The sequence below is a fragment of the Bradyrhizobium sp. 76 genome, from assembly GCF_023073025.1.
Taxonomy (GTDB): domain Bacteria; phylum Pseudomonadota; class Alphaproteobacteria; order Rhizobiales; family Xanthobacteraceae; genus Bradyrhizobium.
Genome location: NZ_JADPIS010000149.1, coordinates 263,418 through 277,263, shown reverse-complemented (window position 1 = coordinate 277,263; position 13,846 = coordinate 263,418). Strand labels below are relative to the sequence as shown.

The 13,846-nt window shown below is 65.3% G+C and carries 12 protein-coding genes; all 12 read left to right on the top strand.

The annotated features are described in order from the left end of the window. The first annotated feature begins 117 nt into the window (after nucleotides 1-117). Genes IVB48_RS36760 through IVB48_RS36705 form a run of 12 tightly spaced genes read left to right on the top strand, consistent with a single transcriptional unit; the run spans nucleotide 118 to nucleotide 13,840 of the window. The gene (locus IVB48_RS36760) at nucleotides 118-1,128 is read left to right on the top strand and encodes a branched-chain amino acid ABC transporter permease (RefSeq protein ID WP_247407951.1); all 1,011 of its coding nucleotides are present in this window, start codon (nucleotides 118-120) and stop codon (nucleotides 1,126-1,128) included. A gap of 1 nt (nucleotide 1,129) precedes the next feature. After that, nucleotides 1,130-2,263: a branched-chain amino acid ABC transporter permease gene (locus IVB48_RS36755; RefSeq protein WP_027569319.1), complete on the top strand. Its 1,134-nt coding sequence runs from the start codon at nucleotides 1,130-1,132 to the stop codon at nucleotides 2,261-2,263. Next, the gene (locus IVB48_RS36750) at nucleotides 2,256-3,038 is read left to right on the top strand and encodes an ABC transporter ATP-binding protein (RefSeq protein ID WP_247407949.1); all 783 of its coding nucleotides are present in this window, start codon (nucleotides 2,256-2,258) and stop codon (nucleotides 3,036-3,038) included. The genes IVB48_RS36755 and IVB48_RS36750 overlap by 8 nt, the downstream gene beginning before the upstream one ends. Beyond that, nucleotides 3,031-5,244: an ABC transporter permease gene (locus IVB48_RS36745; protein ID WP_247407947.1), complete on the top strand. Its 2,214-nt coding sequence runs from the start codon at nucleotides 3,031-3,033 to the stop codon at nucleotides 5,242-5,244. Before IVB48_RS36750 ends, IVB48_RS36745 begins: the two co-directional genes overlap by 8 nt. Nucleotides 5,245-5,247: 3 nt before the next feature. Further along, nucleotides 5,248-6,081: a phosphoenolpyruvate hydrolase family protein gene (locus tag IVB48_RS36740; protein ID WP_027517172.1), complete on the top strand. Its 834-nt coding sequence runs from the start codon at nucleotides 5,248-5,250 to the stop codon at nucleotides 6,079-6,081. A 25-nt stretch (nucleotides 6,082-6,106) separates the two neighbouring features. Beyond that, complete coding sequence (locus tag IVB48_RS36735) at nucleotides 6,107-9,010, top strand: flotillin family protein (protein ID WP_247282345.1); 2,904 nt, start codon at nucleotides 6,107-6,109, stop codon at nucleotides 9,008-9,010. 9 nt (nucleotides 9,011-9,019) lie between these two features. Next, nucleotides 9,020-9,457: an SRPBCC family protein gene (locus IVB48_RS36730; RefSeq protein WP_247407944.1), complete on the top strand. Its 438-nt coding sequence runs from the start codon at nucleotides 9,020-9,022 to the stop codon at nucleotides 9,455-9,457. A gap of 5 nt (nucleotides 9,458-9,462) precedes the next feature. Beyond that, on the top strand, nucleotides 9,463-9,912 hold the full coding sequence (locus IVB48_RS36725; RefSeq protein WP_247407942.1) for an SRPBCC family protein: 450 nt from the start codon (nucleotides 9,463-9,465) through the stop codon (nucleotides 9,910-9,912). Beyond that, the gene (locus IVB48_RS36720; RefSeq protein ID WP_247407933.1) at nucleotides 9,909-10,727 is read left to right on the top strand and encodes an FAD binding domain-containing protein; all 819 of its coding nucleotides are present in this window, start codon (nucleotides 9,909-9,911) and stop codon (nucleotides 10,725-10,727) included. Before IVB48_RS36725 ends, IVB48_RS36720 begins: the two co-directional genes overlap by 4 nt. Before the next feature lie 5 nt (nucleotides 10,728-10,732). Then, the gene (locus IVB48_RS36715; RefSeq protein ID WP_247407931.1) at nucleotides 10,733-11,209 is read left to right on the top strand and encodes a (2Fe-2S)-binding protein; all 477 of its coding nucleotides are present in this window, start codon (nucleotides 10,733-10,735) and stop codon (nucleotides 11,207-11,209) included. Between the two features lie 11 nt (nucleotides 11,210-11,220). Continuing rightward, entirely contained in the window at nucleotides 11,221-12,816 is a 1,596-nt protein-coding gene (locus IVB48_RS36710) for a molybdopterin cofactor-binding domain-containing protein (RefSeq protein WP_247407929.1), read from the top strand. 1 nt (nucleotide 12,817) lies between these two features. Beyond that, nucleotides 12,818-13,840 carry a molybdopterin cofactor-binding domain-containing protein gene (locus tag IVB48_RS36705; RefSeq protein WP_247407927.1) on the top strand — a complete coding sequence of 341 codons (1,023 nt, stop codon included), beginning with the start codon at nucleotides 12,818-12,820 and terminating at the stop codon, nucleotides 13,838-13,840. The last annotated feature ends 6 nt before the right edge of the window (nucleotides 13,841-13,846 follow it).

Sequence of the window (13,846 nt, the reverse complement as noted above, 5' to 3'; positions counted from 1 at the left end):
CGCGCGCGATAGGGAGCGCACGTGCATGGCAGGGCTTGCGGCCGGCAACGGTCTGCGTGCCCCTTCGCCCCGCTTGCGGGGCGGGAGATGGGGTGACGTGAAGACGGAGCGGCAATCATGACCCGCTTTGTCGAACGCCATCCCACCTGGGCACTGATCGTCATCATCGCGATCGCGTTAGCACTCTGGCTGATTTTCGCGGTCTGGCCGCAGGGCGTTGAAGATGCGTTCGGCCGCAAGCGGGTCTTCCTCAACGCGCTCTTCAACGGCATCACGCTCGGCGGTCTCTATTTCCTCGTCGCCAGCGGTTTTACGCTGATCTTCGGCCTGATGCGCAACGTCAATCTCGCACACGGCTCGCTCTATTTGTTCGGCGGCTATGTCGGCTACGCCATCAGCGCCGCGACCGGCTCATGGGTCCTCAGCTTCATCGTCGCTTTCATCCTGACGGCGCTGGTCGGCGTCCTGCTCCAGGTCCTCGTCTTCCGCCGCATGGAAGGCCAGGACCTGCGCCAGACCATGGTGACGATCGGACTCTCGATCGTATTCGCCGATTTAATGCTGTGGGCTTGTGGCGGCGATTTCTATCAGATCCAGACTCCGAACTGGCTGATCGGACCCGTGGAGCTGCCGCTGGTCACCGCGGTCAAATCCTCAGGCGAGCCGGTCTATCTCCGCTATCCCATGGTCCGACTCGTGATCTTCGCCGCCTCCGTCGTGATCGGCGTGGCGATGTGGCTGGCGCTCAACCGCACGCGCATCGGCATGATCATCCGCGCCGGGGTCGACGATCGCGACATCCTGGCGGCGACCGGAGTGCGGATCCAACTCGTTTTCGTGGTGGTGTTTGCGCTCGGCGCCGGCCTCGCCGGCGTCGCCGGCGTCGTCGGCGGAACGTTCCAGTCGCTCTCGCCCGGCGAGGATATCCGCTTCCTGCTCGCCTCCCTCGTCGTCGTGATCGTCGGCGGCATGGGCTCGATCCCGGGGGCTGCGCTGGGCGCGCTCATCATCGGCCTCGCCGAGCAGCTCGGCTCGGTCTACATCCCAACCTACGCCATCGTCGTGACCTTCCTGATCATGGTTCTGGTGCTGGCAATTCGGCCGCAGGGCCTGTTGGCGAGGCGCTGACATGTCCCTCGCTCACGACGCCCGCGTCCCGGTTCGTCCCACCGCTGCTGTGCAACGCTCCAGATTGCGCGGATGGCCGGAGATCGACAATCCGGCGGCCTGGACCGTCGCGGCCATTCTCCTGATCATGCCCCTGATCGCCAACGGCTTCTTCCTGATCGAGATCTTTGCGACCACGCTGATCCTCGGAACCATGGCGCTGAGTCTGATGTTTCTTGCCGGCTATGGCGGCATGGTCAGCCTGATGCAGCTCACCATCGCGGGTTTCTCCGCCTATATGGTCGCGGTGTTTGGCGTCAGCGGCAACGCCAATATCAGCCTGGGATGGCCGTGGTGGCTTGCGGTCCCGATGGCGCTCGCGCTCGCGACCATCTTCGGCACGCTCGGCGGCGCGCTGGCGGTACGCACCGAGGGCATCTACACCATCATGATCACGCTCGCGATCGGCGCGGCGTTCTATTATTTCACCAACCAGAACTGGGCGATTTTCAACGGCCATACCGGCATCAATACCGTTGCCACGCCGCATTTCTGGGGCGTCAACTGGCGTGCCGACATTCCCTTCTATTATATCGTCCTCGCGGTAGCCGCGCTGTGCTACTTCGCCGTGGACTACATCTCCCGCGCACCGTTCGGCCTCGCGCTGCAAGGCGTACGCGACAATCCCCGCCGCATGGCAGCGCTCGGCTTCAACGTCAATGCGCATCGCGTTGCGGCCTACGCCTTCGCGTCGTTCGTCGCGGCGCTGGCTGGGGTACTCCAGGTCTGGAACTACCGGCAGATTTCGCCGGGATCCGTGAGCGTTGGAGCGTGCATCGATATCCTCATCATCGCGATCGTCGGCGGCATCACGCGCCCCGTCGGACCCTTTATCGGCGCGCTGATCTTCGTGCTGCTGCGCACCTTCGCACTCGACTTCCTGGTCAAGCTGGGGCTCGACGGCAACCGCTTTCGCCTCCTGATCGGCCTCGGTTTCCTCGCGATCGTGTTCTGGTCCTCGGACGGCGTCATCGGGCTCTGGCAGAGCTGGCGGCGCCGCCAACGCTCCGGCGCGGCAAGTTCAAGTGGACGACATGGCCGAGAACTTGGCCGAGACTCTGGCCAAGGATCCACCCAAGGATCCCGCCATGGATAGCGTCGCGCAACGCCTCTCTGTCGTGGGCGCCCGCGCGGCGCTGGAGCTGCGCGGCGTGACGCGTCTGTTCGGCGCGCTCGCGGCGCTCACCGACATCACTATTACCGTCCGCCCCGGCGAACGGCGCGCCGTGCTTGGTTCAAACGGCGCCGGCAAGACCACGCTGTTCAACTGCATCACCGGCGACTTCCCACCCTCTTCCGGCACCATCCGCTTCTTCGGCGAGGACGTCACGCACTTCCCGCCCTATGAGCGCATCCGCCGTGGCCTGCGCCGGACTTACCAGATCTCCGCGCTGTTTCCCGGCCTCACCGTTCAGGACAATGTCTACCTCGCCTGCCGTGGCGTCTCACGCGGGCGCTTCTCGTTTCTCCGCCCCGGTCAGAACGATGCGTTGATGCACGCGGCCGAAAATCTCGTGCAGGCCGTCCATCTCTCGGGCGTGAAGGATCAGCGCGTTGCCGAGCTCGCGCATGGCCAGCAGCGCCAGCTCGAGATTGCACTTGCGCTTGCCGGCGCGCCGCGATTCGTCCTGTTCGATGAACCCGCCGCGGGACTGTCGCCGACCGAGCGTGCCGAGCTGATCGAGATATTGATCTCCCTGCCCGCGCATATCGGTTACATCATCATCGAGCACGACATGGACGTGGCCCTGCGCGTCGTCGAGAGCGTCACGATGATGCACAACGGGCGGATCTTCAAGGAAGGCCGTCCGCAGGAGATCGAGTCCGATCCCGAAGTGCAGGAGCTTTACCTCGGAGGCGGCCATGAGTGAGGTCCGCCGTACCACCGCCGCGCTCGAAGTCCGCGGCCTGGACGTCTATTACGGCCATTCGCACGCGCTGCAGGGCGTGGACCTGACGCTCGAGGCCGGCGTGTTCTCGGTCGTCGGCCGCAACGGCATGGGCAAGACCACGCTATGCAAGGCCATCATGGGGCTGGTGCCGGTCAGCGGCGGCTCGATTCGTATCCGCGGCGATGACATCACCCGGCAGCCGCCCGCCCACATAGCCCGACTCGGCGTCGGCTACGTTCCGCAGGGACGGCGGCTATGGCGTTCGCTCAGTGTCGACGAGCATCTGCAGCTTGCCGCCGGCTTGCGCCGCGGCGCCTGGACGGTCGAGCGCATCTACAAGACGTTTCCGCGGTTGGCCGAGCGCAAGGATCACGGCGGCGGCCAGCTCTCCGGCGGCGAACAACAAATGCTTGCGATCTCCCGCGCGTTGCTCACCAACCCCCGGCTCCTGATCATGGACGAGCCCACCGAGGGGCTCGCGCCGGTCATCGTGGCCCAGGTCGAGGAGATGCTGCTACGGCTTGGCGAGGACGGCGAGATGTCCGTGCTCGTGATCGAGCAGAATATCGGCGTGGCGACGGCCGTGTCGCGTAACGTCGCGATCATGGTCAACGGCCGCGTCAACCGCATCATCGATTCGGTGCGGCTTGCCGCCGATCGCGAACTGCAGCAGCGCCTGCTCGGTGTCGGAATGCACGCCGGACTCGAGCTCGACCTCGACGTTCCGCCGGCGGATACGGAACCGAAGCCTTCTCCGCAGCAGACGCGGCCAGGCGGCGCGATCCGCATCTACATGTCCAACCCGACGCCGCCGACACGCTGGTCGCAACCGGTGCCGATCGCCCGTATCGAGGCCGCGGCCCGCACGTTCTCGACACAGGTGATGCGTCTCGATGAGACGGCACGACGCCGGCGCGAACCGGTCGCGGCACAAACGCAGGGCTCTCCGGTGGTGCTCGTCGTCGGTACGCTCGACACCAAGGGCACCGAGCTCCGCTTCATCCGCGACATCATCGCCGGGACCGGCCTGCGAACCCGCCTGGTCGATGTCTCCACCAGCGGCAGGCACGCGGCCAGCGACGTCTCCGCCCAGGAGATCGCCTTGAACCATGGTCGCGGCGGATCGGCGGTATTCGGACCCGACCGCGGCGCCGCCGTCACCGCGATGGCCGAGGCCTTCGCCAGCTGGCTGCGGCGCCAGAGCAATGTTGCCGGCGTGATTTCGGCCGGCGGCTCGGGCGCAGCGTCACTGGTCGCGCCCGGTATGCGGGCCCTTCCTGTCGGAGTGCCGAAACTTATCATCTCGTCCGTCGCCTCCGGTGACGTCGGGCCCTATGTCGGCCCCGCGGACATCACCATGATGCATTCCGTCGCCGACGTGCAGGGCCTCAACTCCATCTCGCGCGCCGTGCTGGCCAACGGCGCCAACGCGCTGGCTGGCATGGTCAAGGCGCGCCTTGATCAGCATGCAGGAAAGGATCGGAGCGACAGCGGATTGCCGTCGGTCGGCATCACCATGTTTGGTGTCACTACGCCGGCGGTGCAGAAGATCGCGGCCGACTTGCGCGAAGATTTCGAGTGTCTGGTTTTCCACGCCACCGGCGTCGGCGGGCGCTCAATGGAGGCACTCGTCGATTCCGGGCAGCTTGCAGGCGTCATCGACCTCACGACCACGGAGGTCGGGGACCTCCTGATGGGTGGCGTGTTCCCGGCGACCGACGACCGCTTCGGCGCCATCATCCGCAGCCGGGTGCCTTATGTCGGCTCCGCGGGCGCGCTGGACATGGTGAATTTCGGCGCGCCCGAGACCATCCCGGAGCGCTACCGCGGCAGGAAATTCCACGTCCACAACCCGCAGGTTACCTTGATGCGGACCACGGCGGAGGAGAACGAGCGCATGGGGCACTGGATCTCCGATCGACTCAACCGGATGGACGGCCCGGTGCGCTTCTTCCTGCCCGAGGGCGGCGTCTCCGCGCTCGACGCGCGAGGACAGCCGTTCTGGGATCCGGACACCGATGCGGCGCTGTTCCGCACGCTTGAGCGCAACGTGCGGCAGACCGCCAATCGTCAGCTCATCCGCGTTCCCAAGAACATCAATGACCCCGAGTTCGCCTCCACCATTGTCAGCGCGTTCCGAACACTGTTCGGCCGCACTGGGGCGCGCCGGAGACTAGCGAGGTGACCGATGGCCCGGTTTGAACGCGCTGCACTGTTGAAGCGCTTCCGCGACATGGCAAGGCGCGGCGAGCCCATCGTCGGCGGCGGCGCCGGCACCGGCCTTTCGGCCAAATGCGAGGAGGCCGGCGGTGTCGACCTCATCGTCATCTACAATTCCGGCCGCTACCGAATGGCCGGCCGAGGCTCGCTCGCGGGATTGATGGCTTACGGCGACGCCAACGCCATCGTGCTGGAGATGGCCGGCGAAGTGCTGCCCGTCGTGACCAGGACGCCAGTGCTCGCCGGCGTCAATGGGACCGATCCGTTCCGCGACATGGATCTTTTTCTGGACCAATTGAAAGCGCTCGGCTTCGCCGGTGTGCAGAACTTTCCGACCGTCGGCCTTATCGACGGCGTGTTCCGCGCCAATCTCGAAGAGACCGGCATGTCCTATGCGCTCGAGATCGACATGATCGCAAAGGCGCGCGAGAAGGACCTGCTGACGACGCCCTACGTCTTTAGCGAGAAGGAAGCCGCCGCGATGGCGATCGCGGGCGCGGATATCATCGTCTGTCATCTGGGCCTGACGACCGGGGGCACCATCGGCGCGCAGACCGCACTCAAGCTGACGGATTGCCCGGCGCACATCGACACCTGGGCCTCCGCCGCGCTCGGCGTCAATCCAGACATTCTGGTGCTCGCTCATGGCGGACCGATCTCCGATCCGGACGATGCTGATTTCATCATGAGGAACACACGAAATTGCCACGGCTTCTACGGCGCCTCCTCGATGGAGCGGCTGCCGGTCGAACGGGCGCTGACGGATCAGGTTCGCAAATTCAAGGCGATCGGCGCGCGATAACGCCGAAAGGTCGAGGGAGAGAAACATGTCAGGGACTCTGGTCGGTGAATTGATCCTTTGGCTGATCGTCGCCGTCGTGGTGATCGTGGTCGGCGTCTACATCGTGAACTGGCTCTATCACCGCTCGTCCAAGGAGACCTCATTCGTTCGTACCGGCCTGCTCGGCGAGCGCGTTGTGATCAACGGCGGCGCCTTCGTGCTGCCGTTCATCCACGACTACACGCCGGTCAACATGAACGTGCAGCCGATGGGCATCGTGCGCTCGCGGCAGGACGCCGTGATCACCCGTGATCGCATGCGCGTCGACATCGAGGCCGATTTCTATGTCCGAGTCCAGGCGACTCGCGAAGCCGTGTCCATCGCGGCTGCCACGCTCGGCCGCCGTACCATGGAGCCCGAACAGCTCCACGCCCTCCTCGCCGGCAAATTCATCTCGGCCATTCGGTCCGTTGCCTCGGAGATGACCCTCGAGCAGATGCATGAGCAACGCGGAGAGTACGTCGCCCGCCTCAAGGCGAACGCGGCCGAGGCACTTGCCCAGAACGGACTCGAGCTGGAGTCAGTCGCGATCACCGATCTTGACCAGACCGATCTCGAATTCTTCAACCCCTCGAACCGTTTCGACGCCGAAGGTCTGACCCGCCTGATGGAGGATATCGAGGCCAAGCGCAAGCTGCGCAACGACATCGAGCAGGATTCGATGATCAAGATCCGCTCTCGCAACCTGGAGGCCGAGCGGCAGGCGCTCGAGATCGAGCGCGAAAGCGAGACGGCGCGCCTCGAACAGGAGCGTGACATCGAGATGCGCCGCGCCCTGCAACGCACCGAGGTCGCGCGCGAGCGGGCCCTGCGCGAGACCGAAGCGGAGCAGGCGCAGATTTCCGCTCGTGAAACGATCGAGAAGGCGCGAATCGCCAACGACCAGGCGATCGCCGAAGCCCGTATCGCCTCGGAGCGTGAGACCCGCCAGCGGGAGATCGAGCGCACCCGCACCATCGAGGAGAAGGAACTGCTGGCACGGGAAGAAATCGAGAAGGCCCGGATCGCCAACCAGCGCTCGATCGATACCAGCCGCATCGCTTCCGAGCGCGAGGTGCGCCAGCGCGAAATCGAGCGGATGCAGACCGTCGAGGAAGCCGAGATCACCGCCCGCGAGGCGATCGAGAAAGCGCGTATCCAGCAGGACCGCGTCGTGACCGACGCCCGCATCGCCAACGAAGAGGAGACCCGGCGCCGCGAGATCGATCGGACCCGCGCCGTGGACGAAGCCGAGATCGCTGCCCGCGAGACGACGGAAAAGGCCCGCATCGCCCAGACCATGATTGTCAATGTCGAGCGCATCGCATCCGATGAGCGCACCCGTGCGCTGGAGATCCAGCAGGTGCGTAACATCCAGGAAGCCGAGATCGAGGCGCAGCGCGCGGTCGAGGCGGCGCGCATCGCCCGCGAGCACAGGCTCGCTGTCGAGCGCATCGCAGTCGAGCAGAATACGCGGCAGTTGGAGATCGAACGCAACCAGACGCTGGAAGTCGCAGAGGTCACCGCGCGCGAAGCCACGGAAGCTGCCCGCATCACTCAGCAAGAACGCGTGCGCTCCCTGGAGATCGCCCGCAACCGCGCCGTCGAGGAAGCCGACATCGCCTCACGCGAAGCCATCGAAGCCGCCCGGATCGCGCAGGAGAAGTCCGTTGCAGCCGAGCGTATCCAGGCCGAGCGTGACACACGTGCGCTCGAGATCGAGCGCACAGCCGTGCTCGAGGCCGCCGAGCTGAAGCGTCGCGACACCATCGAGCGCCAGCGCATCGGCGTCGATCTCGCGCTAGAAGCCGAGCGCATCACCTCCTCCAGGAAGCGCGAAGTCCTCAACATCGAGCACAAGAAGGCGATCGAGATCGCGGACGAGGACCGCGTCATTGCGCTCTCGACCAAGAAATCCGAGCGCATCGACGCCGACCGCCAGGTCAGGCAGGCCGAGATTGTCGCGCGCAAGGAGATCGAGACCACGGACGTCTCGCGCGAACAAGCGCTGGAGGCGGCGCGAATCGAACGGCGACGTTCGATCGAACAACTCGAAGTCGCCCGTGTCCAGTCGCTTCAGGAAGCCGAGATTGCCGCGCGCGAAGAGGTCGACCGCGCCCGCATTGCCTCCGATCGCGGCCTCGACGAGGCCCGCATCGGCCGCGAGCGCGAGCTGCGCAAGCTTGAAATCAATCGCGAGAAGGAGGTCGAGACCGTTCTGATGGAGAAGGCGATTGCCATTCACCTGAAGTCGCTCGAAGAATCTGCGGCCAAGGCCTCGGCCGAGGAAGCGCGGGTGCATGCCACTGAAGCCACCGAGCGCGTCATTACCGCGCGCGAGAGCGAGATCGCGAAGCGCCGTAAGACCGTGGAGATCCTGATCGCCGAGAAGCAGGCCGAGGAAACGCGAATTGCCGCGGAAGCCGAACGGATCCGCGCTGCAGTCGAGGCCGAGGCGCAGCGTATGCTCAACGAGGCCGAGAACGTGCTGACCGACCAGGCACGCTACTCGCTGTTCCGTAGAAAGCTGCTCGACCGCATCGAGGGTATCGTCCGCGAGAGCGTCAAGCCGATGGAGAAGATCGAGGGCATCCGCATCCTTCAGGTCGATGGCCTCAACGGCAACGGCCATGGTGGCAATGGCGGCCGTAGCGCCACCGACGAGGTGATCGACTCGGCGCTGCGCTACCGCGTCCAGGCGCCGCTGATCGACTCGCTTCTGGCGGACATCGGCGTCGAAGGTGGCAGCCTCGCCAAGATGCCAGGCCTGATCCGGGAAGCTCGCGACATGCAGGGCATCAAGGACTCCGCACGCAAGGGCAGCGACAGTGGCGGTGGCGAGAAGCCAGCTGCTGCGCCCTCGCCCGACGGGGAGCCGCCCCCCGAGCGCAGCCCCCGGAAGAAGAGCTGAGGTGGCACCATGGCCCGGGTCTACGTCTCAACCGTCGTCAACGCACGCAACGATCGCGTCTGGGCGCGGGTACGCGACTTCAACGGTCTGCCGAACTGGCATCCCGCGATTGCGGAAAGCCGCATCGAGGGCGGCGAGCCCTCCGACAAGGTCGGCTGCGTCAGGGATTTTCGCCTGCGCAACGGCGATCGTATCCGGGAAAAGCTGCTTGGCCTGTCCGATTACGACATGTTCTGCACCTATTCGATCCTCGAATCCCCGATGGGGGTCGAGGAATACGTCGCGACGCTTCGGCTGACGCCGGTCACGGATGGCGACCAGACCTTCATGGAATGGACCGCTGAGTTCGACTGCGCACCCGAGCGGGAGGCGGAGCTCGTCGCGAATATCGGCGGCGGCGTGTTCCAGGGCGGCTTCGACGCCCTCAAACGCCAGTTCGGAGGCTGAGCGCCGTGCCGCACATCGTCAAGAGCACGATCCTGGACGCGCCGACCGGCTCCGTGTGGCCCGTACTGCGCGACTTCAACGGGCACGATCGCTGGCATCCGGCGGTTGCGACCTCCACGATCGAGCGCGCGCAGACCTCGGACAAGATCGGCTGCGTCAGGCGCTTCAAGCTGCAGGACGGCTCCGAGCTGCGCGAGCAATTGCTGACGCTGTCGGATCTGGAGCAGACCTTCAGCTATTGCCTGCTCGATACGCCGGTTCCGATGTTCAACTACGTAGCTCACGTCCGCCTGCTGCCCGTGACCGACGGCGACCGTACCTTCTGGCACTGGGAATCCCGCTTCTCGACTCGGCCGGAGGACAAGGACCGGATCACCCACATCGTCGCGGAAGATATCTACCAAGCGGGATTCGACGCGATCCGCCGGCACCTCAAGGAGGCTGTGTCAACATGACTGTGACGGTGAAGACCTTCACGAGCTCGAGCGAGGCCGCCGCCGCGCTATCGTCCGATCGCAACGCGCGCTACCTCGGCGGCGGCACGCTGGTGATGCGCGCACTGAACGAAGGCGACATCTCGGTCTCGACGGTCGTGCGCGCCAATGACCATGCCTTGACGCGCATCGACCCATCCGGCCCGCGGATCACCTTGGGTGCTGGCGTCACTTTCGCCCGGATTCTGGGCGAGCGCGACCTTGCTTTCCTGCACGCTCCCGCCCGCTCGATCGGTGGCCCGGCGGTGCGCAACATGGGTACGGTGGGCGGCAATCTGTTCGCGCCCAGCCCCTATGGCGATTTCACCGTCGCCCTGCTTGCGCTCGATGCCACCGTGGCTCTGCAAGGCGGTTTTGGATCGCGCGACATTCCAATCGAGGAATTTTTGCAGTCGCGCGAAAGGCAGGCGGGCACGCTCGTGCTGTCGGTGTCGTGCACACGACCGACAAACCCAGAGGCTTTCCGCTACCGCAAGATCGCACGGATCAAGCCCAAAGGCGGCTCGGTCATCACGCTCGCCGCACATCTGCCCATCAGTGGCGGACGGATCGCCGGGGCACGCATTGCATTGGGATCGATGGCGCCGACGCAAATACGCGCGCGGGCGGCCGAACGCGCTCTGGAAGGCCGCGCGCTCGATGCCGCGACCGTTGCGGCCGCAGCCTCTGCGGCTGCGGAGGGAACATCGCCGTCCGACAACGCGCTCGGCAGCGCCTGGTATCGCCGCGAGATCGTCGGCGTCCATCTGCGTCGTCTTCTTTTGGGTCAGGAATAGATCGTATGGCCAAGACTGCCCTGCAATTTCGTCACAACGGCAGCGATGTTGCCATTTTCGTCAATGGCGGCACCAACCTGCTCGTCGCGCTTCGCGAATTGATCGGCGACATGACGCCGAAATTCGGCTGCGGCCAGGGCGGCTGCGGCACCTGCAGCGTCCTGATCGACGGCGAGCTCCATCTCTCCTGTCTGACGCTGGCCGAGACCGTCGCCGGCCGCTCCGTCGAGACGCTGGATAGCCTGAAGCAAGGACCCAACCTCCACCCGCTGCAACGCGCCTTTGCCGAGAATTTTGCTGCCCAGTGCGGCTATTGCACGCCGGGCATGCTGATGGCCGCCAAGGCACTACTCGATCACAATCCCTCCCCGAGCCGCGCCGAGATCGTCGAGGCGATCTCCGGCAACATCTGCCGCTGCACCGGCTACGAGCCGATCATCAACGCCATCCTCGCCGCCTCCGGCGGCCGGGTGAGCGCCTGAAGGACCACATCATGCTGGAACTGCGCAAAGATATTTTCGCCGACGAGCGCGACGACAATCTCAAGGAGATCGGCAAGGGCACGCAGCGCCAGGACATGCTCGGCCATGTCACAGGCACATCGAGCTATTTCAACGACCACAAGCTCCAGGGGATGCTGCACCTGAAAGTCGTCCGCGCGATCCATTCGCATGCAAGGATCCGGCGGATCGACACCGCTGACGCCGAGCGCTCAGCCGGCGTGCGCCGGATCATCCGCGGCTCCGACGTACCCCGCAACCTCAATACGCTCTTGAGCCTGATCAATTTCGGCAAGGACGACGAGCCCTCGCTCGCCGTCGACAAGGTCCGCTACAAGGGGGAGCCGATCCTGGCCATCGTCGCCGACAGCGAGCGCGAGGCGTTCGAGGCGATCGCAAAGGTGCGGATCGACTATGAACCGCTGCCAACCGTGTTCGACGTCGAAGATGCGCTGAAGGCCGGCGCGCCCGTCGTCAACGACACCTATCCGAAGAATGCCTTCATTTATCACGACACATATGATCACCAGAAACTCCGCTTCGGCGATGCCGATGCCGCACTCGCGACCGCCGATCACGTGCTCGAGCAGCGCTACCAGATGTCGCCCATCGAGCACGCGCCGACCGAAACCAACGGTTCGATCGCGGCGCCCGACACCAACGGGCGCTATGTCGTCTATACGTCGACGCAGGCGCTGTTCTTTTCGGTCGACACCTGCGCCAAGATCCTCGACGTCCCCTCCAATACCTTTCATTTCATCGGCGGCACCGTCGGTGGCGGCTTTGGCGGCAAGGTGGACACGCTGACCGAACCGTTATGCATCCTCGGTGCGATGCTGACGGGACGTCCCGTGCGCTACGTGTTCGGACGCGAAGAAGAGATGCAATACGGCCCACCACGCGGCGCCGAGCGCATCTACATCAAGGACGGCGTGATGCGCGATGGCCGCGTCGTCGCGCGAAAGATCCGCGCATATTTCGACAGCGGCGCATATACGCGGCTCTCGAGCTATGCAGCGGTGAAATGCGCGGCCCATCTGCCAGGGCCCTACACCATCCCCAACGTCTATGGCGACGTCTACTGCGTCTTCACCAACCGTACGCCGGCAACCGCGATGCGCGGCTTCGGCGTCACCGCAATGGATTTTGCGATCGAGTGCCAGATGGACAAGCTCGCGAACCTCGTCGGCATGGATCCGATGGAGTTCCGCATTCTCAATGCCTATCGCGACGGTGACATGAAGGCGCATCGGCGCGAGGCCAAGAACACGGCGCTGATCGAGTGCGTCCAGGTCGCCGCGGAGAAAGCCAAATGGCCGATCCGCGACGAGTTCAAGCGCACCTCCTCCCGCAAGGACGGTGGCGGCAGTCGCGCCGCCATCCCGCGGACGCCTGCCGACACCCCGGTGAGGACGACCACCCCAGCGCAGCAGCGCACGAGCTATGATCGCCTGCCGACGGCCGCGTCGCGCGAACCGCCGCGCGAGCCCCCACCGCCCGCGCCCTTCCCGCCGCAGCCACCGCGACCGGCATCGCCCTCGCATGGGGCGGGCCGATTCTCATCCGTGTTCGGCACCAGGAGGCGTTGAGATGACCCGACATCGCGGACGCGGCATCGCATCGGTCAATTATCCCATCGGCATGAACCTCGGCGGCGATCCCAGCCAGGCCCTGGTTCACTCCAATCCGAGCGGTAAATTCACCGTGGCGCTATCCTCGATCGATCTCGGCCAAGGCATGAAGTCGGTCACGCGGCAGATCTGCGCAGAGACGCTCGGCGTACCCGTCGAGGACGTCTACGTCGACACCGCCGATTCCGACACCGGCCCGCATTGCATGGGCTCGTTCGCTTCGCGCGGCACCCATCGCGTCGGCAATGCCGTGATGGCGGCGGCGCGCGAGGCGCGCGGCGTGATGATGGAGGCCGCCGCCGAGGAACTCGAGGTCAACGCCGCCGATCTCGAAACCGACGGGCGTGGCAACATCCACGTCAAGGGCGCGCCGCACCGCTCGATCTCCACCAAAGACGTCGCCATCGCCGCGCAGTTCAAGCAAGGCAAGACCATCGCCGGCCGTGGCATCTTTCTCGTTCCTCTGTCCAATGTCGATCCCGAGACCGGCGAGATGTCGCCGGCGACCTGCTACGCCCATGCCTGTCTTGTCGCCGAGGTTGAGGTCGACGACGAGACCGGCGAGGTCACGATGATCCGCATGGACTCTGCCTACGAGCTCGGCCGCGCGCTCAACCCGCGCCTGGTCGAGCAACAGCTCGTTGGCGGCGCCTGGATGGGCGTCAGTCACGCGCTCTACGAGACGCCCGAACCCTATTATCCCGACCCTGTCCACGGCCCTCGCGACTTCGTCGAATATGTCATGCCCGGTCCTGGCGACATCTGCCCCCACGACATCGCCGTGTTGGAACGCCCCGCTCCCGATGGCCCCTTCGGCGCCAAGGGCCCCGGGGAAATGTGCGCAAATCCCGTATTGCCGGCCGTCGCGAATGCCATCTTCAACGCCGTCGGCGTCCGCATCGACGATCTGCCGATTACGCCGGAGAAGGTGCTGCGCGCGATCAGGGCCGAGGGCGGCGCGCGCCCTCAGGCGCGGCGCTGAGGTCTC

Bases quoted from the DNA above. Each gene is read 5' to 3' on its own strand.
- IVB48_RS36720 (WP_247407933.1), top strand. From the start codon at position 9,909: ATGACTGTGACGGTGAAGACCTTCACGAGCTCGAGCGAGGCCGCCGCC.
- IVB48_RS36745 (WP_247407947.1), top strand. From the start codon at position 3,031: ATGAGTGAGGTCCGCCGTACCACCGCCGCGCTCGAAGTCCGCGGCCTG.
- IVB48_RS36760 (WP_247407951.1), top strand. From the start codon at position 118: ATGACCCGCTTTGTCGAACGCCATCCCACCTGGGCACTGATCGTCATC.
- IVB48_RS36705 (WP_247407927.1), top strand. From the start codon at position 12,818: ATGACCCGACATCGCGGACGCGGCATCGCATCGGTCAATTATCCCATC.
- IVB48_RS36755 (WP_027569319.1), top strand. From the start codon at position 1,130: ATGTCCCTCGCTCACGACGCCCGCGTCCCGGTTCGTCCCACCGCTGCT.
- IVB48_RS36735 (WP_247282345.1), top strand. From the start codon at position 6,107: ATGTCAGGGACTCTGGTCGGTGAATTGATCCTTTGGCTGATCGTCGCC.
- IVB48_RS36740 (WP_027517172.1), top strand. From the start codon at position 5,248: ATGGCCCGGTTTGAACGCGCTGCACTGTTGAAGCGCTTCCGCGACATG.
- IVB48_RS36710 (WP_247407929.1), top strand. From the start codon at position 11,221: ATGCTGGAACTGCGCAAAGATATTTTCGCCGACGAGCGCGACGACAAT.
- IVB48_RS36730 (WP_247407944.1), top strand. From the start codon at position 9,020: ATGGCCCGGGTCTACGTCTCAACCGTCGTCAACGCACGCAACGATCGC.
- IVB48_RS36750 (WP_247407949.1), top strand. From the start codon at position 2,256: ATGGATAGCGTCGCGCAACGCCTCTCTGTCGTGGGCGCCCGCGCGGCG.
- IVB48_RS36715 (WP_247407931.1), top strand. From the start codon at position 10,733: ATGGCCAAGACTGCCCTGCAATTTCGTCACAACGGCAGCGATGTTGCC.